At 60.1% G+C, this 19903-nt stretch carries 20 protein-coding genes and 1 pseudogene; 16 read left to right on the top strand and 5 right to left on the bottom strand.

Annotated elements, in window-relative coordinates:
• Nucleotides 1-79 precede the first annotated feature (79 nt).
• The 3 genes from GJU48_RS17985 to GJU48_RS17975 all read right to left on the bottom strand — a co-directional run bounded on the left by GJU48_RS17985 (nucleotide 80) and on the right by GJU48_RS17975 (nucleotide 2024).
• Nucleotides 80-346 (bottom strand): hypothetical protein, encoded by a 267-nt coding sequence (locus GJU48_RS17985; RefSeq protein ID WP_094952801.1) that lies wholly within the window; start codon nucleotides 344-346, stop codon nucleotides 80-82.
• Between the two features lie 51 nt (nucleotides 347-397).
• A complete protein-coding gene (locus tag GJU48_RS17980) occupies nucleotides 398-742 on the bottom strand; it encodes a hypothetical protein (protein ID WP_094952800.1) in 345 nt (114 codons plus the stop codon).
• 85 nt (nucleotides 743-827) lie between these two features.
• Nucleotides 828-2024, bottom strand: a complete 1197-nt coding sequence (locus GJU48_RS17975) for an MFS transporter (protein ID WP_094952799.1) — start codon at nucleotides 2022-2024, stop codon at nucleotides 828-830.
• A gap of 188 nt (nucleotides 2025-2212) precedes the next feature.
• Between GJU48_RS17975 and GJU48_RS17970 the strand changes: the two genes are divergently transcribed.
• The 6 genes from GJU48_RS17970 to GJU48_RS17945 all read left to right on the top strand — a co-directional run bounded on the left by GJU48_RS17970 (nucleotide 2213) and on the right by GJU48_RS17945 (nucleotide 8234).
• Nucleotides 2213-2692 carry a GNAT family N-acetyltransferase gene (locus GJU48_RS17970; protein WP_094952803.1) on the top strand — a complete coding sequence of 160 codons (480 nt, stop codon included), beginning with the start codon at nucleotides 2213-2215 and terminating at the stop codon, nucleotides 2690-2692.
• Between the two features lie 238 nt (nucleotides 2693-2930).
• Nucleotides 2931-3752 (top strand): SDR family oxidoreductase, encoded by an 822-nt coding sequence (locus GJU48_RS17965; protein WP_094952798.1) that lies wholly within the window; start codon nucleotides 2931-2933, stop codon nucleotides 3750-3752.
• Between the two features lie 32 nt (nucleotides 3753-3784).
• Complete coding sequence (locus tag GJU48_RS17960; RefSeq protein ID WP_094952797.1) at nucleotides 3785-4765, top strand: substrate-binding domain-containing protein; 981 nt, start codon at nucleotides 3785-3787, stop codon at nucleotides 4763-4765.
• Nucleotides 4762-6261, top strand: coding sequence for an L-arabinose ABC transporter ATP-binding protein AraG (gene araG, locus GJU48_RS17955; protein WP_094952796.1), 1500 nt, complete (start codon nucleotides 4762-4764; stop codon nucleotides 6259-6261). The genes GJU48_RS17960 and araG overlap by 4 nt, the downstream gene beginning before the upstream one ends.
• A 17-nt stretch (nucleotides 6262-6278) precedes the next feature.
• Nucleotides 6279-7244: an L-arabinose ABC transporter permease AraH gene (gene araH, locus GJU48_RS17950; protein ID WP_094952802.1), complete on the top strand. Its 966-nt coding sequence runs from the start codon at nucleotides 6279-6281 to the stop codon at nucleotides 7242-7244.
• Nucleotides 7245-7430: 186 nt separating this feature from the next.
• Nucleotides 7431-8234 (top strand): IclR family transcriptional regulator, encoded by an 804-nt coding sequence (locus GJU48_RS17945; protein ID WP_094952795.1) that lies wholly within the window; start codon nucleotides 7431-7433, stop codon nucleotides 8232-8234.
• Here GJU48_RS17945 and GJU48_RS17940 read toward each other — a convergent pair whose 3' ends face one another.
• Nucleotides 8235-9287, bottom strand: coding sequence for an NAD(P)-dependent alcohol dehydrogenase (locus tag GJU48_RS17940; protein ID WP_094952794.1), 1053 nt, complete (start codon nucleotides 9285-9287; stop codon nucleotides 8235-8237).
• Nucleotides 9288-9500: 213 nt separating this feature from the next.
• Here GJU48_RS17940 and GJU48_RS17935 point away from each other — a divergent pair, with 213 nt between their 5' ends.
• Nucleotides 9501-10391 (top strand): AraC family transcriptional regulator, encoded by an 891-nt coding sequence (locus GJU48_RS17935; protein WP_094952793.1) that lies wholly within the window; start codon nucleotides 9501-9503, stop codon nucleotides 10389-10391.
• A gap of 192 nt (nucleotides 10392-10583) precedes the next feature.
• Here GJU48_RS17935 and GJU48_RS17930 read toward each other — a convergent pair whose 3' ends face one another.
• Nucleotides 10584-12248 carry an electron transfer flavoprotein-ubiquinone oxidoreductase gene (locus GJU48_RS17930; RefSeq protein ID WP_094952792.1) on the bottom strand — a complete coding sequence of 555 codons (1665 nt, stop codon included), beginning with the start codon at nucleotides 12246-12248 and terminating at the stop codon, nucleotides 10584-10586.
• 507 nt (nucleotides 12249-12755) lie between these two features.
• Between GJU48_RS17930 and GJU48_RS17925 the strand changes: the two genes are divergently transcribed.
• From GJU48_RS17925 to GJU48_RS17885, 9 genes and pseudogenes are all read left to right on the top strand, one after another.
• The gene (locus tag GJU48_RS17925) at nucleotides 12756-13505 is read left to right on the top strand and encodes an electron transfer flavoprotein subunit beta/FixA family protein (protein ID WP_094952791.1); all 750 of its coding nucleotides are present in this window, start codon (nucleotides 12756-12758) and stop codon (nucleotides 13503-13505) included.
• Nucleotides 13506-13521: 16 nt separating this feature from the next.
• A complete protein-coding gene (locus tag GJU48_RS17920) occupies nucleotides 13522-14451 on the top strand; it encodes an electron transfer flavoprotein subunit alpha/FixB family protein (protein WP_094952790.1) in 930 nt (309 codons plus the stop codon).
• Nucleotides 14452-14530: 79 nt separating this feature from the next.
• Nucleotides 14531-15340 (top strand): substrate-binding periplasmic protein, encoded by an 810-nt coding sequence (locus GJU48_RS17915; protein ID WP_094952789.1) that lies wholly within the window; start codon nucleotides 14531-14533, stop codon nucleotides 15338-15340.
• Nucleotides 15341-15349: 9 nt separating this feature from the next.
• Nucleotides 15350-15712, top strand: a complete 363-nt coding sequence (locus GJU48_RS17910; RefSeq protein ID WP_083357227.1) for a DUF4398 domain-containing protein — start codon at nucleotides 15350-15352, stop codon at nucleotides 15710-15712.
• Complete coding sequence (locus GJU48_RS17905; protein ID WP_094952788.1) at nucleotides 15709-16524, top strand: OmpA family protein; 816 nt, start codon at nucleotides 15709-15711, stop codon at nucleotides 16522-16524. Before GJU48_RS17910 ends, GJU48_RS17905 begins: the two co-directional genes overlap by 4 nt.
• A 239-nt stretch (nucleotides 16525-16763) precedes the next feature.
• Nucleotides 16764-18185, top strand: a pseudogene (locus GJU48_RS17900) (aminotransferase-like domain-containing protein); the annotation flags it as partial.
• Nucleotides 18186-18289: 104 nt separating this feature from the next.
• The gene (locus GJU48_RS17895) at nucleotides 18290-18781 is read left to right on the top strand and encodes a translation initiation factor 2 (RefSeq protein WP_094952786.1); all 492 of its coding nucleotides are present in this window, start codon (nucleotides 18290-18292) and stop codon (nucleotides 18779-18781) included.
• A 160-nt stretch (nucleotides 18782-18941) separates the two neighbouring features.
• Entirely contained in the window at nucleotides 18942-19196 is a 255-nt protein-coding gene (locus GJU48_RS17890) for a YkgJ family cysteine cluster protein (protein WP_094952785.1), read from the top strand.
• Between the two features lie 54 nt (nucleotides 19197-19250).
• Nucleotides 19251-19856 carry an START domain-containing protein gene (locus tag GJU48_RS17885; RefSeq protein WP_094952784.1) on the top strand — a complete coding sequence of 202 codons (606 nt, stop codon included), beginning with the start codon at nucleotides 19251-19253 and terminating at the stop codon, nucleotides 19854-19856.
• Nucleotides 19857-19903: the final 47 nt, after the last annotated feature.

The following is a 19903-nucleotide window of genomic DNA, read 5'->3' as shown; positions in this document are numbered from 1 at the left end:
ATGGATCCCACCTTGCTTCGTCGTTGTTAGCCAGCTTTGCGCAGCGCTTCAATCAACGGGCCAGACCAGACAAAATGGATCACTGAGAGCCTTCACCGTCCAGCTTGCGTGCCTCGTCAACGCCCGAGGCGGTCAGCTTGATCGGCAGGTTTAACGAATATTCACCGGCGTCGTCGGTGGTCACATGCCCATCCTTGATAAACCCACGGTCCTGCAGGAACGCCAAGACACTGGCCACCTCCTTCTCGCCGCGGTAGTTATCCAGCACCTCCTTGCCCAGGCCGTTAGGGTGGGCGTGCAGCAGGCGGGTGAGGACTTCTTTCTCAAGGTTTCTATCGACGTTCATGCGTACCTCTTCACTGGGAAATGATCGGGTGTTCGTCTTGCGTTCGATGTATCAAGGCGCAGGTTGTTTTGGCGAGCCAGGAACATTGGAGTCGTCACCGGTGTTGATTTTTGGCTGGTTAACACTCGGCCCCATTTTGCCGTTGCCGACCGCAGCGGGCGCCTGGCGTTGGGTGTCATTGCCCTGGGTGCGAGGGTCAGCGCCGGGTTGGATGATCGCGCCACCATTGGTATCCATGCCGGTGCCCATCGAATCCTGAGATTCCTGGGTGGCAGGATTCGGTGGGCTGCCGACCGGGTCAGTCTTGCCGGTCGAGGAAGTGGCCGCAAACGCGTTCAGCGAGGCGGCAGACAACAGGCCCGTGAGGGCGAGGGCGGCAAACTTGGAATTCTTCATGAGGGTGTCTCCATATGATTAATGTCCTTACCCTTTATTGGTCCGCCCGGCCTTCGCGTTCGTGCCTTGATGGCGACGAACGGTATTAGCTCACCTGTAAGATTTTATGTGCTGAAAGATGGCGCCTGATCAGGCGGGCCGCGGTGATTAGCCAGTTCAACGCGGCGATGACCAATAGGCTGAGCATCAGCACGGGCATGCCGTAGTCGACGATGATCTTGCCCGCCAGCCAGGGAAACCCGAACACGCCGACAAAGTACGCCAGGCTGAACAGCAGCAGCGCTTGTGACGTGGTTCCGGCTGGCGCTTCGTTGGCTACCAACCCATTGATCACCGAATACGTCAGGCCGTATCCAATCCCCAGCGTGGCAGCGGCCAGCAAGTAGCTGAGATTACCGCTCACGCCAAACGCAAACAGTGCGATGGCCCCGAGCATGATCCCGGACAACACACAGGCGGCCCGGTAGGCATCACGCTTGACCACGAACCCCGCGATCAACAGGCGGCTGGTGATCGCAGCACTCAGGAACCCCGCGAAGAACAGCGAATAGTCCAACCCGTGCGCGGCCGCGTAACTGGTCTGGAACGACGAAAGCCCACCAAACACGCAACCTCCCAGGCCGACCATCAAGATCGCGAACCCCGCCTTGGAGGACAGCACGCGACGGCTGGCGGCCCAGGAAATCCTCGACGCCGGCACATTCGCGTGCTGCTTGAGTTGAGCGCCCATGCGCCAGAACATCACCACCCCGGCAAGGCTGGCCACCCCGGCGATGTAGAACGCCGTGGTCAGGGGCAGGTCCAGCGCACTGGCAGCGCGCCCGAGCAGCGGGCCGGAGCCGATCCCGCTCAACATGCTGCCCGACAGCAGGGCAAAGTACTTGGCTCGCTGCTGGGGCTCCACCAACAGGCTCACGATGATCGGGCCCAAGGTGTAGAACACGCCCCAGCCCAACCCCAGGGCCAGCCCGAACACCATTAAGCCTTGGCCAAACCCCGGCATCAGGGCAAAACCCAGGCAGGCCACCACCAGCAATACACCCATCCCCGCAATGGCTCGCGCCGCGCCCAATGCATCGGCCAAATGCCCGGAGAACACCACCGCCACGAAGGTGCTGAGCATCGCCATGGAAATCACACTGCCGGCGTCGTGCTCATTACCGCCGCGCGAATGAATCAGCAGCGACAGCAGAAACGTCGAGCCGTAGGACAGTGACAGCAGGAAGCTGGCGAGGCAGAACAGGGCGAAGGTCTTCGCGCCCACCGTAGACGGGGTGTGCATGAGCGAGTCTCGAATTGTTGGATTTATGCCCTCTGTTTACCACGCGTGGCCAAGCGGATTGTTCTGTGGTTGGTGGTGCTCGGATTACTGTTCGACGGAGTAAAGCGCGCGGGCCCCGCGAAAATGCACTGCAATCAGTCATCAAAGCGCCTTAGTATGTGGCCTTTGAAATTGCCCAAGGCCCGCCCATGACCATCGAGATTCGCCCTGCCGTGCCCAGCGATGCTGCGCAGATCCTGACGTTCATCACCGAGCTTGCCGAATACGAAAAAGCCCGGCATGAAGTGATCGCCAGTGTCGTGGACATCGAGCGCAGCCTGTTCAGCGAGGGCGCCACTGCCCATGGCCTGATCTGCTCGCGAGACGGTTTGCCGATTGGTTTTGCGGTGTTCTTTTTCAGTTACTCCACGTGGCTGGGCAGCAACTCCCTATACCTCGAAGACCTGTACATCAACCCCGAGCAACGCGGCGGCGGGGCGGGCAAAAAGTTGCTGCGCCACCTGGCGAAGATCGCCTGCGACAACGGTTGCGGGCGTTTTGAGTGGAGCGTGCTGGACTGGAACGAACCGGCGATTGCGTTCTACAAATCCATCGGCGCGCAGCCGCAGGAAGAGTGGGTGCGTTACCGCATGGAAGGGGATGCACTGCGCGATTTCGCCCAGGGCTGAATTCACCCTTCCACGCACACCGAAGATCAAATGTGGGCGCTGGCTTGCCCGCGATAGCGGTGGTTCAGCCAATGATTTATTGCCTGACCCGCCGTATTGGCGAGCAAGCCCGTTTCCACATTTTTTTTGGCTTTGTTTCACTATATGGGATGCAAATTTATATATTGAGATATTTCAAATGATGGGTTTATAGTCGGCAGCATCAGCACTCACTACCAAAAATAAAACAGGTGAAGCGATGCAGCCCCAACCGTTGTCATTACCCGCCGTGCCCGAACCTACCTACGGCGAGCGGCTGAAGAACAAAGTGGTGATCATCACCGGTGCTGCCCAAGGCATTGGCGAGGCGATCGTCGCCTGCTTCCAGGCCCAGCAGGCGCGCTTGGTCATCGCGGATATTCAGGCTGAAAAAGTCGAAAAAGTCGCCGCACACTGGCGCGAACGCGGCGCCGAGATCGTCGCGCAAGCCGTCGATATCACCTCTAAAGAGCAATGGCAGTCGCTGGTCAACCTGGCCATCGAGCGTTTTGGCCGTGTGGATGTGCTGGTCAACTGCGCTGGGGTCAATGTGTTCCGCGACCCGTTGGAAATGACCGACGAAGATTGGCGCCGTTGCTTCGCCATCGATCTCGACGGCGCCTGGTTCGGTTGCCGCACAGTGCTGCCGCACATGATCGAGCAGGGCATCGGCAACATCATCAACATCGCCTCCACCCATTCCAGCCACATCATCCCCGGCTGCTTTCCCTATCCGGTCGCCAAGCATGGCCTGCTCGGGCTGACCCGCGCCCTCGGCATCGAATACGCGCCCAAGGGCATCCGCGTGAATGCCATCGCCCCGGGCTATATCGAAACCCAGCTCAACGTCGATTACTGGAACGGTTTCCCCGACCCCCACGCCGAACGGCAACGCGCCTTCGACCTGCACCCGCCCAAGCGCATCGGCCAGCCGGTTGAGGTGGCGATGTCGGCGCTGTTCCTGGCGACCGACGAGGCGCCCTTTATCAATGCAACCTGCCTGATGATCGATGGCGGGCGTTCTGTGATGTACCACGACTAAAAACGTTTCCAATAACAAGAAGGAGGTGGTTCATGTTCAAGAAAACACTCGGCGCCTTGGCGCTCGCTGTTGCCTTTAGCGGCTTTGCATCTGCCGAAGAAGTGAAGATCGGCTTCCTGGTCAAGCAAGCCGAAGAACCTTGGTTCCAGACCGAATGGGCTTTCGCCGAAAAAGCCGGCAAGGACCAGGGCTTCACCGTGATCAAGATCGCCGTGCCGGATGGCGAGAAAACCCTTTCCGCTATCGACACCCTCGCGGCCAACGGCGCCAAAGGCTTCGTCATCTGCCCACCGGACGTGTCCCTGGGCCCGGCGATCATGGCCAAGGCCAAGCTCAACGGTTTGAAAGTGCTGGCGGTGGACGACCGTTTCGTCGACGCCAAAGGCAAGCCCATGGAAGACGTGCCTTACGTCGGCCTGGACGCCTACAAGATCGGCCAGAAACAAGGCGAAGCCATGGCCACCGAAGCCAAGCGTCGCAACTGGGACTGGAAAGACACCTACGCCGTCATCAACACCTTTGACGAGCTGGAAACCGGTAAGAAACGCACCGACGGTTCGGTAGAGGGCCTCAAAGCTGCCGGCCTGCCCGCCGACCACATCTTGTTCAGCGCACAGAAAACCCTCGATGTGCCGGGCAGCATGGACTCCACCAACTCGGCGCTGGTGAAACTGCCGGGCACCGCGAAAAACCTGATCATTGGCGGCATGAACGACAGCACCGTATTGGGCGGCGTGCGCGCCACCGAGAGCGCCGGTTTCAAGGCGGCCAACGTGATCGGCGTCGGCATCAACGGCACCGACGCCATCGAAGAGCTGAAGAAAACCGACACTGGCTTCTACGGCTCGATGCTGCTGAGCCCGGACGCTTCGGGCTATAAAACCGCCAGCGCGATGTTCGAGTGGGTGACCAAAGGCACTGAGCCGGCCAAGTTCACCGCCTTGGACAACGTGACCCTGATCACCCGCGCCAACTTCAAGGAAGAGTTGAGCAAAATCGGTCTGTGGAAATGAGCGGCGCAGCCCTGCGTTTCAACGGCATCGGCAAGGATTTTCCCGGGGTCAAAGCCTTGGCGCAGATCAGCTTTGAAGCGCGGCCGCACTCGGTACACGCGCTGATGGGTGAGAACGGCGCGGGCAAGTCGACGCTGCTGAAAATCCTCGGCGGCGCCTACATTCCGAGCAGTGGCACGGTGCAGATCGGCGAGCAGACCATGGCCTTCAAAAATGCCGCCGACAGCATCGCCAACGGTGTCGCGGTGATCCACCAAGAGCTGCACTTGGTGCCGGAAATGACCGTGGCCGAGAACCTGTTCCTCGGGCATTTGCCATCGCGTTTCGGCGTGGTCAATGGCGGCCAGCTGCGCAAGCAGGCGCTGGCCTGCCTCAAAGGCCTGGCCGATGAAATCGACCCGCAGGAGAAGCTCGGGCGCCTGTCCCTGGGCCAGCGCCAACTGGTGGAAATCGCCAAGGCATTGTCCCGTGGCGCCCATGTGATTGCGTTCGATGAACCCACCAGCAGCCTGTCGGCACGCGAAATCGACCGCTTGATGGCGATCATCACGCGCCTGCGTGACGAGGGCAAAGTGGTGCTGTACGTGTCGCACCGTATGGAAGAAGTGTTCCGCATCTGCGACGCCGTCACCGTGTTCAAGGACGGCCGCTTCGTGCGCACCTTTGACGACATGGCCGCGCTGACCCATGACCAGTTGGTGACCTGCATGGTCGGTCGCGATATTCAGGACATCTACGATTACCGCCCACGTGAGCGCGGCGAGGTGGCGCTCAAGGTCGAGGGTTTGCTCGGCCCGGGCTTGCGTGAAGCGGTCAGCTTGCAAGTGCACAAAGGCGAGATTCTCGGCCTGTTTGGTTTGGTGGGTGCCGGGCGCACTGAGCTGTTTCGCTTGCTCAGCGGGCTGCAACGCGCCACCGCCGGGCAGTTGGAATTGTTTGGGCAAACCCTGCAACTGCATTCGCCCCGCGATGCCATCGCCGCCGGCGTGCTGCTCTGCCCGGAGGACCGCAAAAAGGAAGGCATCATCCCGCTGTCCAGCGTGGCTGAGAACATCAACATCAGTGCGCGCGGTGCCCATTCCACCTTTGGCTGGCTCCTGCGTGAAGGCTGGGAGAAGGGCAACGCCGACCAGCAAATCAAGGCCATGAAAGTCAAAACGCCGAACGCCGAACAGAAAATCATGTACCTGTCCGGCGGCAACCAACAGAAAGCCATTCTCGGCCGCTGGCTGTCGATGCCAATGAAGGTGCTGCTGCTCGATGAGCCGACCCGTGGCATCGATATCGGCGCCAAGTCGGAGATCTACCAGATCATCCACAACCTAGCGGCCAGTGGCATTGCGGTGATTGTGGTGTCCAGCGACCTGATGGAAGTGATGGGCATTTCCGACCGTATCGTGGTGATGAGCGAAGGCGCGCTGACGGGCGAGTTGAACCGCGACCAGGCGGATGAAGCACGGTTATTGCAACTGGCCCTTCCGCGCACGCGGGCTTGAAGAATTCGAGGTGAATGATGTCCCAGGTAAAAACAGCAAAAGGCTTCTGGCCAGGTTTCAACCAGCGCAAGTTTTTGGATGAATGGGTGATGCTACTCGCTGCGTTGAGCATCTTTGTGCTCAGCGCGTTGTTTATCGATAACTTCCTCTCGCCGCTGAACATGCGCGGGCTGGGCCTGGCGATTTCCACGGTCGGGATTGCCGCGTGCACCATGTTGTTCTGCCTGGCGTCGGGGCACTTCGACTTGTCGGTGGGCTCGGTGATCGCCTGTGCCGGCGTGGTGGCGGGGATTGTGATTCGTGACACCGACAGCATGGTGCTCGGCGTGTCGGCGGCGTTGGCCATGGGCCTGGTGGTGGGGCTGATCAACGGCATTGTGATCGCCAAGCTGCGCATCAATGCGTTGATCGCCACCTTGGCGACCATGCAGATCGTGCGGGGCCTGGCCTACATCTTCTCCAACGGCAAGGCCGTCGGTGTGATGGACGAACGCTTCTTCGTGTTCGGTAACGGCCAACTGTTGGGCGTACCGGTGCCGATCATCATCACCGTGCTGTGCTTTGTGTTCTTCGGCTGGTTGCTCAACTACACCACCTACGGGCGCAATACCATGGCCATCGGTGGTAACCAGGAAGCCGCGTTGCTGGCTGGGGTGAACGTTGATCGCACCAAGATCATCATCTTTGCCGTGCACGGTTTGATTGGTGCTTTGGCTGGGGTGATCCTCGCCTCGCGCATGACCTCGGGCCAGCCGATGATCGGGCAGGGCTTTGAGCTCACGGTGATTTCCGCCTGTGTGCTGGGCGGTGTCTCGCTGAGCGGCGGCATCGGCATGATCCGCCATGTGATTGCCGGGGTGTTGATTCTGGCGATCATCGAGAACGCGATGAACCTGAAGAACATCGACACCTTTTACCAGTACGTGATCCGCGGTTCGATCCTGTTGCTGGCGGTGATTATCGACCGTATGAAGCAACGTTAAAGTCTGCCCTGTGGAGATCAAAATGTGGGAGCTGGCTTGCCTGCGATGAGGGCGTATCAGCCGGTATATGGGTTGGCTGACACGCCGCTATCGCAGGCAAGCCAGCTCCCACAATGGATCTCCTCTGTTCAGGAAGGCTGCATTTGCCATAATGGCGCCGTTTTCGTACTTCCCAATAGGCCCGATATGCAGGAAAACGCCCACACTCCCGTCAAAGACGCCGCGCCCACCGGCACCCAGACCCTGCTGCGTGGCCTGGGCGTGGTGCAAGCGGTGGCGGCCGGTGCGCGGGATCTGAAAGAGATCGCCCGGCGCATCGGCACTACCCGCAGCACCACACACCGCCTGGCCAGTTGCCTGGTGGAGGAGCGTTACCTGCGCGTGGTGCCGCAAGTCGGTTACCTGCTGGGGCCCAAGCTGATTGAGCTGGGCTTCCAGGCCCGTGAAGAACTGCCGCTGGTCAGCCTAGCCGTGCCTTACCTGGATGAGCTGTCGGCGCTGACCGGCGACACCATCCACTTGGCGATTCGCGAATACGACGACGTGCTTTACCTGCACAAGAACCCCGGCCGCAACGGCCCGGAAATGCGCTCGCGGGTCGGTCATCGCATGCCGCTGGCGCGCACGGGTGTGGGCAAGGCAATGTTGCTGGATGACTCGGTGCAGGAGTGGCAGCGCCTGTATGAAGCCAGCCTGCCGGCCGCAGGCAAGAGCCAGCAATGGCCTCAGCACCCGGAGCAATCCTGGGCGCAGTTCGAGCAGCGCATGCGCGAATACGTGGTGGGCGGTTATGCGTTCGATCTGGAGGACAACGAACCGTCGATCCGTTGTGTGGCGGCACCGGTGCGCGATGCCAGCCGGCGAATCGTCGCCGGCATCAGCATCGCCAGTACCGTGCCCTACATGCCGCTGGAGAAAATGGCCGAGCTGATCCCTGTGATCAAACAGGTCGCAGCGCGGCTGTCAGCGGAGTTGGGCGCGAAGGCCTGATCAGGCCTTCAAGGTCGCCATGTCGATGACAAAGCGGTACTTCACATCACCAGCGATCATGCGGGTGTAAGCCTCGTTGATCTGGCGAATATCGAGCATTTCGATGTCGCAGGTGATGTTGTGCTCGGCGCAGAAGTCCAGGACTTCCTGGGTTTCGGCAATGCCGCCGATCAACGAACCGGCCAGCATTTTACGCCCCAACACCAGCTTGGCCGCGTTGACCGGTGGATCGACCGGCTCGATCAGGCCGACCAGGATGTGCACGCCGTCAAAGCGCAGCACATCGAGGTAGGGGTTCAGATCGTGCTGCACCGGAATGGTGTCGAGCAGGAAGTCAAAGCTGCCGGCGGCGGCTTTCATCTGGTCGGCGTCGGTGGACACGATCACGTGGTCGGCGCCCTGGCGACGGCCTTCCTCAGCCTTGCTCGCGGAGCGGGTGAACAGCGTGACTTCCGCGCCCATCGCCTTGGCGAACTTGATGCCCATGTGGCCCAGGCCGCCCATGCCCAGCACGCCGACTTTGTCGCCCGCTTTCACGCCGTAGTGCTTGAGTGGCGAGTAGGTGGTGATGCCTGCACACAGGATCGGTGCGGCGCTGGCCAGGTCGAGCTTGGCCGGGATCTTCACCACGAAGTGCTCGCTGACCACGATGCTGTCGGAGTAGCCGCCCATGGTGTTGCTGCCATCAACCCGGTCCGGGGTGGCGTAGGTCATGGTCGGGCCTTCGAGGCAGTATTGCTCCAGGTCTGCATGGCAGGCGTCGCAGTGGCGGCACGAGTCAACCATGCAGCCTACGCCGACCAGGTCGCCGACTTTGTGCGCGGTGACGCTGGCGCCGACGGCGGTGACTTTGCCGACAATCTCGTGGCCCGGCATCAGCGGGTACACGGCAATGCCCCACTCGTTGCGTGCCTGGTGGATGTCGGAATGGCACACGCCGCAGTAAAGGATCTCGATGGCCACGTCATCGGCGCGCGGGCTGCGGCGTTCGAAGGACATGGGGGCGAGGGGAGTGGTCGCCGACTGGGCGGCATAACCGATGGCGGTGTACATGGTGAAAACCTCGCAAAAGCAGTGACAGGTAAGGCGGGCCATTCTCCGCGCCACCCCCTGACGCGGCCATGGCGATTGCTCCGAACCTCATGCCTATTCGTCCGGCAGTGCCCCTGGATTGGATTCATCCGCCCCAAGACCTGCGATGATGCTCCTTATCCGCCCCAAGACCTGCGATGATGCTCTCATCCCTTTTTCGCGAAGTTTTTTGCCATGTTGTTGACCCGCCATCTCGACGCCAACGCCACGCTGGTGGCCTTGATAAAAGGGCTTACGCCCCGCGACGGTTTTTCCCCGACCCACCTGCCGGGTGTGAAGGTCTTGCGCGCCAGTTGCGACGTGGCGCGTGGGCCGCAGATCTATGAACCAAGCCTGATGATCGTCGCCCAGGGCAGCAAAGTCGCCTACCTGGGCCCGCGTACGCTGGAGTATGGCGCTGGGCATTACCTGATCCAGGCGATGCCGGTGCCGTTTGAATGCGAGACGTTTGCCCTGCCGAATGCGCCGCTGTATGGCGTGACGGTGGGCATCGACCGTGTGGTGCTGGGCGAGTTGGTCATGGCCATGGGCATCCAGGCCGGGCCGCCGCCGACCGCGCAGACCCTGGAGTCGATGAGTTCGGTGGTGTTGGATGAGGCGATGCGCGGTTGCGTCGAGCGGCTGTTGCAGTGCCTGCACGATCCGCTGGAAAGCCGGATCATGGGCCCGGCGCGGGTACGCGAATTGTTGTTCACCGCGTTGCGCGGGCCGCAGGCCGATGTGCTGCGGGCGTTGGTGGAACAGCAGGGGCAGTTTTCGCGGATTGCCACGTCATTGAATCACCTGCATGCCCATTACGCCGAGCCGCTGAATATCGAGACCTTGGCGGGTTATGCGCACATGAGCGCGTCGACGTTTCATGAGCACTTCAAACGCTGCACGTTGTTGTCGCCGGTGCAGTACCTCAAGCGTTTGCGTTTGCTCAAGGCGCAGCAGTTGTTGCTGGTGGACGGCCAGAGCGTGGCGCAGGCGGCGCACAGCGTGGGGTATCAGAGTACGTCGCAGTTCAGTCGCGAATATAAGCGCTATTTCCTGCGTAATCCGGGTGAAGAGCGCGCGGCCTAGGTTCTGTTGATACAACTCGGTCAATCTGGGAGCTGGCTTGCCTGCGATGGCATCAGCTGAGTTTTACTGACAGACCGAGTCGCCTGCATCGCGGGCAAGCCCGGCTCCCACAGAAAGCGGGTCCCACATTCGATTTATGCCGACCATAAAAAAGGCTCCCGGTCTGGGAGCCTTTCAGGTCAAGCAATCGACTTACATATTCGGGTAAGTCGGCCCACCCGCGCCTTCCGGCGTCACCCAGGTGATGTTCTGCGAAGGGTCCTTGATGTCACAGGTCTTGCAGTGCACGCAGTTCTGGGCGTTGATCTGGAAGCGCTTCTCGCCGTCTTCCTTTGTGATCACTTCATACACGCCGGCCGGGCAGTAGCGCTGCGCCGGTTCATCGTAGAGCGGCAGGTTGGTGCCGATCGGGATGCTCGGGTCTTTCAACTTCAAGTGGCACGGCTGTTCTTCTTCGTGGTTGGTACCGGAGATGAACACCGAGCTGAGCTTGTCGAAGCTCAACTTGCCGTCGGGTTTGGGGTAGTCGATCTTGGTGCTGTCCTTGGCGAGCTTCAGGCAGGCGTAGTCCGGCTTGGTGTCGTGCAAGGTGAACGGCATTTTGCCGCCGAGGATGTTCTGGTCGAACCAGTTGAAGCCGGCGCCGATGATCGGGCCGAATTTGTGCATCGCCGGGCCGAAGTTGCGGCTGGCGAACAGCTCTTCGTAGAGCCAGCTGGCTTTGAAACTCTCGACGTAGTTGGTCAGTTCGTCGCCGCCTTCAGACTCGGCGAACAGGCGCTCGGCCACGGCGTCGGCAGCGAGCATGCCGGACTTCATCGCGGTGTGGCTGCCTTTGATCTTGGCCACGTTCATGGTGCCCAGGTCGCAGCCGATCAAGGCGCCGCCTTTGAAGACCATTTTCGGCAACGAGTTGATGCCGCCTTTGGCCAGGGCCCGCGCGCCATAGCTGATACGCTTGCCGCCTTCCAGGTACTGGGCCAGTACGGGGTGATGCTTGAGGCGCTGGAACTCATCGAACGGCGACAGGAAGGTGTTGCTGTAGGACAGGTCGACGATCAAGCCCACGACCACTTGGTTGTTTTCCAAGTGATAAAGGAAAGAGCCGCCGGTGTTCTCGTTGCTCATGATGTCCAGCGGCCAACCGGCGGTGTGCACCACCAGGCCAGGTTGGTGCTTGGCGGGGTCGATTTCCCAGATTTCCTTCAGGCCGATGCCGTAGTGCTGGGCATCGGCGTCGCTGTCCAGGTTGAAGCGCTGGATCAGTTGCTTGCCGATGTGGCCACGGCAGCCTTCGGCGAACAGCGTGTACTTGCCACGCAGTTCCATGCCCGGCGTGTACACGCCTTCTTTTGGATGGCCTTCACGGTCGACGCCGAGGTCGCCGGTGATGATCCCGCGCACCACGCCGTTTTCGTCGAACAGTGCTTCTTGAGCGGCGAAGCCTGGGTAGACTTCCACACCCAGGTTCTCAGCCTGTTGGGCCAGCCAGCGGCACAGGTTGCCCAGGGAGATGATGTAGTTGCCTTCGTTGTGCATGGTCTTGGGCACAAAGAAGTCAGGCACCTTGGTGGAGGTGTCGGCGCTGCGCAGTACATAGATGTCATCACGCACTACAGGGGTGTTGAGCGGGGCGCCGAGTGCTTTCCAGTCCGGGAACAGTTCGTTCAGGGCGCGGGGTTCGAACACCGCACCGGAGAGGATATGCGCGCCGACTTCGGAGCCTTTCTCGACCACGCAGACGCTGATTTCTTTACCGGCTTCGGCGGCCTTCTGCTTCAATCGGCAGGCGGCAGACAGGCCTGCCGGGCCAGCGCCGACGATGACCACGTCGAATTCCATGTATTCGCGTTCCACAGGCTATCTCCTACTCAAGGCTCAACAGGCTTTTTTTTCTAATGGGTGGAGGTTCGGTGTCGCCTCGCAGCAACGGCAAGACCCACCTTTCTCTCTAGGTGGCGCATTATATCTACACCACTGGCAGCGTCCAATACAAACGTTTGTTTGAATTGCTTGGAAGCTAGGTAAATCAAAGCAACGCGGCTTATGACTGGCTATTTTGGCGTATTGACCAGAATAGGTGTTCCGGTCAATATACGGTCGGTTTTGCGCTTACCGTAGGCAGACAGCAGGTTTCAAGAGCACGTCCAAAAGCAAGACAGGTGACGCGCGCCTAAACGATGGCGCGCAGTTTACACGCTGCGATAAAGAATGACCCCTCAGTCACCCCTGACGAACGGTCATCATTTCCCCATCGCTGAGTCACTTGCCGAGGTTTTTGGAGGTGCCCTTGTGTGCCGATGAGCATCAACCGCCAGGTTCGCCTAGGCGACTTTCTTTTCACCGGAGAGTAACGAGGAATCCATGAAGGTTCTTGTAGCTGTCAAACGCGTTGTCGATTACAACGTGAAAGTTCGCGTCAAGGCGGACAATTCCGGCGTCGACCTCGCTAACGTCAAGATGTCGATGAACCCGTTCTGCGAAATCGCTGTGGAAGAAGCCGTACGCCTGAAAGAGAAAGGCGTGGCGACTGAAATCGTCGTGGTTTCCATCGGCCCTACCACTGCTCAAGAGCAGTTGCGTACTGCCCTGGCACTGGGCGCCGACCGCGCTATCCTGGTTGAGTCGGCTGAAGAGCTGACCTCCCTGGCCGTTGCCAAGCTGCTCAAAGCCGTTGTCGACAAGGAACAGCCTCAACTGGTGATCCTCGGCAAACAGGCGATCGACAGCGACAACAACCAGACTGGCCAGATGCTGGCTGCGCTGACCGGTTACGGCCAGGGCACCTTTGCCTCCAAAGTCGAAGTGAGCGGCGACAGCGTAGCTGTTACCCGTGAAATCGACGGCGGCGCACAAACAGTTTCGCTGAAACTGCCGGCCATCGTGACCACCGACCTGCGTTTGAACGAGCCGCGCTACGCGTCCCTGCCAAACATCATGAAAGCCAAAAAGAAGCCGCTTGAGTCGGTTACTCCAGAAGCTTTGGGCGTTTCTACCGCCTCTACCAACAAGACTGTGAAAGTTGAAGCACCGGCTGCACGCAGCGCGGGCATCAAGGTCAAGTCTGTTGCTGAGCTGGTCGAGAAACTGAAAAACGAAGCGAAGGTGCTTTGAATTGGGGAGCCTAACCATGACTATCTTGGTAATCGCAGAACACGACAACAAAGTGTTGGCCCCGGCCACACTCAACACCGTAGCCGCTGCCGCTAAAATCGGTGGCGACATTCACGTGCTGGTAGCCGGTCAAGGCGCTGGCGCCGTGGCTGAAGCCGCTGCGAAAGTCGCTGGCGTGAGCAAAGTACTGCTGGCCGACAACGCCGCTTACGCTCATCAACTGCCGGAAAACGTTGCTCCGCTGGTTGCAGAGCTGGGCGCTGGCTACAGCCACATCCTGGCAGCTGCCACGTCCAACGGCAAAAACATCCTGCCACGCGTTGCCGCGCAGCTGGACGTTGACCAGATCTCCGAGATCATCTCGGTTGAAAGCGCTGACACCTTCAAGCGCCCGATCTACGCCGGTAACGCCATTGCCACCGTGCAATCGACTGCTGCGATCAAAGTCATCACCGTGCGTGCCACCGGTTTCGACCCGGTTGCTGCTGAAGGTGGTTCGGCTGCCGTTGAAGCCGTCTCCGCTGCCCACGACGCTGGCACTTCCAGCTTTGTTGGCGAAGAGCTGGCCAAGTCGGATCGCCCAGAGCTGACCGCTGCCAAGATCGTCGTTTCCGGCGGTCGCGGCATGCAGAACGGTGACAACTTCAAGCACCTGTACGCCCTGGCCGACAAGCTGGGCGCTGCGGTCGGCGCTTCCCGCGCGGCCGTCGACGCAGGTTTCGTACCCAACGACATGCAGGTCGGCCAGACCGGCAAAATCGTTGCGCCACAGCTGTACATCGCCGTCGGTATCTCCGGCGCGATCCAGCATTTGGCCGGTATGAAAGACTCCAAAGTGATCGTAGCGATCAACAAGGACGAAGAAGCACCGATCTTCCAGGTGGCTGATTACGGCCTGGTTGCGGACTTGTTCGAAGCCGTACCTGAGTTGGAGAAGCTGGTCTAATCCAGCGGCTTCACTTATAAAGAGCCCGGTCTTTGGACCGGGCTTTTTTTTGCGCCTTTTTTAACCTGGAGAAACCGCCATGGACCTGCGTCCCGTATTGCTAGCCCTGTCGCTACTGCCGAGCCTGACGCTGGCCGCCGGCAAATGTGAGCGCCTGGTGATCACCGGCAGCCCGGACGCACCGCCCTTGCTATGGCGCGACCCGCAAGACCCGACCCACCTGATCGGCGCCACCGCTGATGTATTGCAACAAGTGGCCAAGGACCTCGGGCTTAAACTTGACCTGCTCTACGGCGGAAAACGCTCCCTGGCCCTGGATGAAGTGCGCAGCGGGCGCATGGACATCCTCGCCGATGCGCCGCTGAACCTGGGCGAGTTGGAAACCCTCGACTATATCCACCCGGCGTTGATGCAGATCGACTATCTGGTCTGGACGCGCAAGGATTCGGCGCTGGTCTACACCTCGGCCGCCGACCTGCACGGCCACAAGGGCGCGGTCTCGGAACGTGCACGTTTGAGTGCCGACTTCGAAGCGTTCGCCGGCCTGCAACTGAGCCTGCAACGCCTGCCCAGCCTCACGCCAGCCTTCCAAAAACTGTTGCTCGGCGAAGTGGACTACGTCCTCGCCGGGCGTTATTCCGGCATGGCCATGGCCCAGACCTTGGGCATGAGCAATGACCTGATCGCGCGCGAAGTACCCATTGATCAGCCCGGCCTGTACCTGGCGATTTCCCACAACTCCGCCTGCAATGACCCATGGCTGCGCGGACAGCTGGCTAAAAAGATGACAGAATTGGCCGCGTCCGGTGTGGTGCAAGCGGCAACGCAGCGCAACCTCGAGCGCTGGAAGGCGCAATTGCAGCAACCCGTCGGCACCCCAGCAAAGTAAGGATCTACAGTGACTATTCGACCTCTTTTCGCGGCCCTCGCCGTTGTCGCTTTGGCGGGATGTGCAGCCGATCCTGCGCCGAATGAACAAATACGCCTCACCCAGCAAGCCTTGGAGCAAGCCAGCGCCGTGGGTGCCAGCACCGATGATTCGCCAGAGCTGAAACTGGCCGAAGACAAGTTCGCCAGGGCCAAGGCCAACATGGCCGACGAATCCTATAAGCGTGCGCGCATGCGGGCCGAACAAGCTGAGCTGGATGCGCGCCTCGCCGAAGCCAAGATTCTGACCCAGAAAAGCCAGGAGCAACTGAACGTGCTCAACACCCGCATCACCCGCCTGCGCAAGCAATTGCAGTTGGGAGAAGCCCAATGAGCCCGATGATCCGTGGTTTGAGCTGTGTGTTGCTACTGAGCAGCGCCGCCTTGGGCGGTTGCGCCAGCCAGGCCAATAGCGAGCAAGCGTTGGAGCAGGCCGGCAATGACTTCCAGGCGGTCAAGGAAGACGCCAACGTGTTGCGCTTTGCGCCCAAGGATGTGATTCGCGCCGGTGAATCCCTGGCCCGCGCCGATCGCTTGTCCAGCTATTGGGGCAGCGGCGCCGACGTGGTGCATTACGCTTACCTGAGCCAGCGCTACAGCGCGATCGCCCGCGAACACACCGAACAGGGGCTTAATGCCGAGCGCGGCACCAAGCTCGAACTGGAACGCCAACGCCTGCAACTGGCCCTGCGTGAAAACAAGCTGGCCAGTGTGCAGCAGCAGGGCAAGTGGCTCGAAGAGCAAATCGCTAGCCTGACCACCACCCAGACCAATCGCGGCTTGGTGATGACCTTGGGCGATGTGCTGTTCGACACCGGTGAGGCGGAACTGGAAAACTCGGCCAACCGTACTGTGCTGAAGATCGTGCAGTTTTTGCAACTGAACCCCAAGCGCGTAGTGCGCATTGAGGGTTACACCGATAACACCGGTGGTGAGCAGGAAAACCTCAAACTGTCCCGCGACCGCGCGCAATCGGTGGCCGATGTGCTGATGGACCTGGGGATCGACGAAAAACGCATCCAGGTCGAAGGCTATGGCGACCAGTACCCGGTCGAAGCCAACGCTTCCGAACGTGGCCGTGCGCAGAACCGTCGGGTGGAAATTGTGTTCTCCGATGAGAAGGGCCAGCTGGGCGCCGCGCGCTAAGGCCCGGCACGGTCTTGTGTGGGAGCTGGCTTGCCTGCGATAGCATCACCTCGCTGAGCCACAGTCCACCCAAAGCAAACCCGATCGCTGATCGGGTTTTTCATGTTCAACACCCCTACAGTTTTTTCTATCACTGCCGCTCGTGCTCGACTATTCTCGCAACTGTCCCCGTACACTTCTAAACTGTGCCGGTATGTTTCACACAAAAATAAAATACCCGTGAAATCGAGTGCTGCGTCATGACCAATCTGTTGCTCTACCAACGTATCGCCCAGCAACTGGCTGAGGACATCCGGCGTGGTGTCTATCAGCCCGGTGAGCGTGTGCCCTCGGTGCGCAAAATGAGCTCCCAGCTCAACGTCAGCCACGCCACGGTGTTGCAGGCTTACGCCAACCTGGAAGACCAGGGGCTAATCCGGGCGCGGCCGCAATCGGGCTACTACGTGCACCAGACGCCTGCGCTCACGGCGCCGACGCCGGACATCGCACGGGTCGAGCGCCCGGGCTTGGTCACCCGCAGCAGCATCATCCAGCAAGTTTTGGTCGAGTCGCGCCGCGAAGGCGTCTTCCCGTTGGGCGCCGCCGTGCCGAGTGTGGATTACCTGCCGGTACGCGCGCTGCACCAGCAACTGGCCAAGGTCACGCGCTTCCAAAGCCCGCGGGCATTCAGTTACATGTTCAGCCCCGGTTTTGAGCCGCTGCGCCGCCAAGTGGCGATTCGCATGCGCGACGCCGGCGTGGTGGTCGACCCCTCCGAAGTGGTGATCACCCACGGCTGTGTCGATGCGTTGCAGATGTCGTTGCGCGTGCTGACGCGTCCGGGTGATTTGATCGCCGCAGAATCACCCACCTATTACGGCTTGCTGCAACTGGCCGACTTGCTGGGCCTCAAAGTCATCGAGATCCCCAGCGACCCGTCCACCGGCATGAGCCTTGAGGCCCTGCAACTGGCGGCCAACCAGTGGTCGATCAAAGCGCTGGTGTTGACCACGCGCCTGAGCAATCCCCTGGGCGCGACCATGCCTGAGGAGCGGCAGAAACAGTTGCTGCGCCTGGCCTCGGATTTCGATATCCAGATCGTCGAGGACGATATCTACGGTGAGCTAATGTTCGAGTTGGGCCGCACTAAGGCCCTGAAAGCCTATGACCGCCTGGACCGGGTGATCTACTGTTCGAGTTTCTCCAAGACGTTGTCACCCGGCGTGCGCATCGGCTGGATGATCGCCGGCAAGTACCAGCAGGAAATCCAGCGATTGCAGATGTTCAGCACCCACTCGGCGTGCAGCGTCACCCAGATGGGCGTCGCGGCCTATCTGGAAAATGGTGGTTATGACCGCCACCTGCGCTACATCCGCCAGGAATACCGCAAGAACCTCAGCGCTTTCCAGCTGGCGGTGCAGCAGTACTTCCCCGAAGGCACACAGATGACCCGCCCGAACGGCGGCTTTATCTTGTGGGTCAGTTTGCCCGGGCGCGTCAATACCCAGGAACTGCACGTGCGCGCATTGCAGCAGGGCATCAGCATTGCACCGGGGGTAATTTTTAGTAACACAGAACAGTTCAACCACTGTATTCGCCTCAACTGCGGCACGCCGTGGAACCGCGAGGCAGAACGGGCCCTGATGACGTTGGGGATGCTCGCCAGCCAACTGTGCCAAGAGACAGCGGTAAAGGGACAGTATCGATCGCTGGCTGATCTCCAGGCTTGTCAGGCCGCGCACAACAAGCGAGCATATGGCCCTCTGCCGTTAATGCTGTAGGCGATATGACCTCTATTTTTCGCGCTGCTGTGGTGATTGGCCTGTTAAGCCTGTGTAACGTTGGCACCGTGCTGGCGGCGGCTCCCGTGACCAAAAGCACGCCCGCGGCCAGTACCGAGCAAAAGACCCCAGCGAAGAAACCGGCCCCGGCTAAAAAAGCCCCGGTCGCCAAGAAGAAAGCCGCGAAGGTCAAAAAGCGCGCACCGATTGCGAGCAAATCCAAGTCGGCCCGTGAAGTGGCCCAGACTAAACTGCCATCGGCCCAGTTGGACCTGTCTTTGCCCTCTGAGATGGTCAGGCACTTGCAGCCCATCGGCACCATGCCCAAACCCAAGAGCGTGCCGTTGTTGCCGCCCATGTTTGGCGAAAAGCCTACCGACGACAGCGCGTTCCAGATCAACGGGCGCCTGCTCAGCAACGAGATGAAGCTGCAACTGCGTAACGAAGAGCGGCGCGATATCGAAGGCGCCGCGCTGGATTTCGAATTCAAGCAATAATTTTCCCGCAAAGGTGACGTCGCCCACTGACCATCTGTCGCAGACTGGTCGGTCACTTTTGTTTTGTGCGAAAAACCCCTGTTAGACCATTTTAAAACGGCTGTTTAAGGGCGTACTCTAGCCCGGCCATCCACATTGAGTCGTCGAGGACCTGCTGGTCATGAAATGCCGTGAAGGCTGTGGCGCATGCTGCATCGCCCCCTCCATCAGTTCGCCATTGCCGGGCATGCCCCATGGCAAACCGGCGGGCGAACGCTGCTTGCACCTGTCGGTCGAACAGCTATGCCAGCTGTTTGGCCAACCGGAACGCCCAGCGGTGTGCAGTGATTTCAAGGCGGATCTGGATGTCTGTGGCACCGACCAAGCCGATGCGATCCGGTTGATCGGCTGGTGGGAGCAGATGACGGCGGCTTGATGGGCTTTACTTTCGGAACTTACTTTCAGAACGTCGACAATAAGGAATACAACAATGGGTTCGCTGAAACGAATGGCTGTGCTGTGCGGTTTTACGGTGTTGTTTGCTGCCACTGCCCAGGCTGAGGATTGGCAAGTCGCCAAGGACGAAGACGGTATCAAGGTGTCCCTGAGCGAAATTGCCGGTTCCAAATACAAGGCGTATCGCGGTGTCACCTTGATCAAGGCGCCAGTGGCCAAGATCCAGGCCCTGCAGGAAGACGTGGCCGGTGCCTGCTCCTGGATCCACGAATGCAAATCGCAAAAACTGCTCAAGACCGAAGGCGACAAGAGCTGGACCTACACCCAGTTCAAGGCACCGTTCCCGGTGACCGACCGTGATTCGATCCTCGAAATCACCACCTCCAAGGCCGCCGACGGCACCGTGACGCGCAAACTGCTGGAAGTGCCGACCTACCAGCCGGAAGTCAAAGGTTACGTGCGAGTGGCCCAGGTAGACGGTTATTGGAAACTGGTGCCCAAAGGCGACAACCAGACCGAAGTGACCTACCAGGTGCACACCGAGCCAGGCGGCAGCGTGCCATCGTGGCTGGCCAACAAGTTTGTGGTGGACGCGCCGTTCAACACCTTGAAAGCCTTGAAAGAACACGCTGAAAAATAAGCGCAGTTGATCCGGTGCCTCCGGACATGAGTGGAACGTTTGCCGAG

The sequence above is a fragment of the Pseudomonas sp. IB20 genome, assembly GCF_009707325.1.
GTDB lineage: Bacteria > Pseudomonadota > Gammaproteobacteria > Pseudomonadales > Pseudomonadaceae > Aquipseudomonas.
Note: the sequence above shows the minus strand (reverse complement) of the source record. Positions and strands in the feature narration are given on the sequence as shown.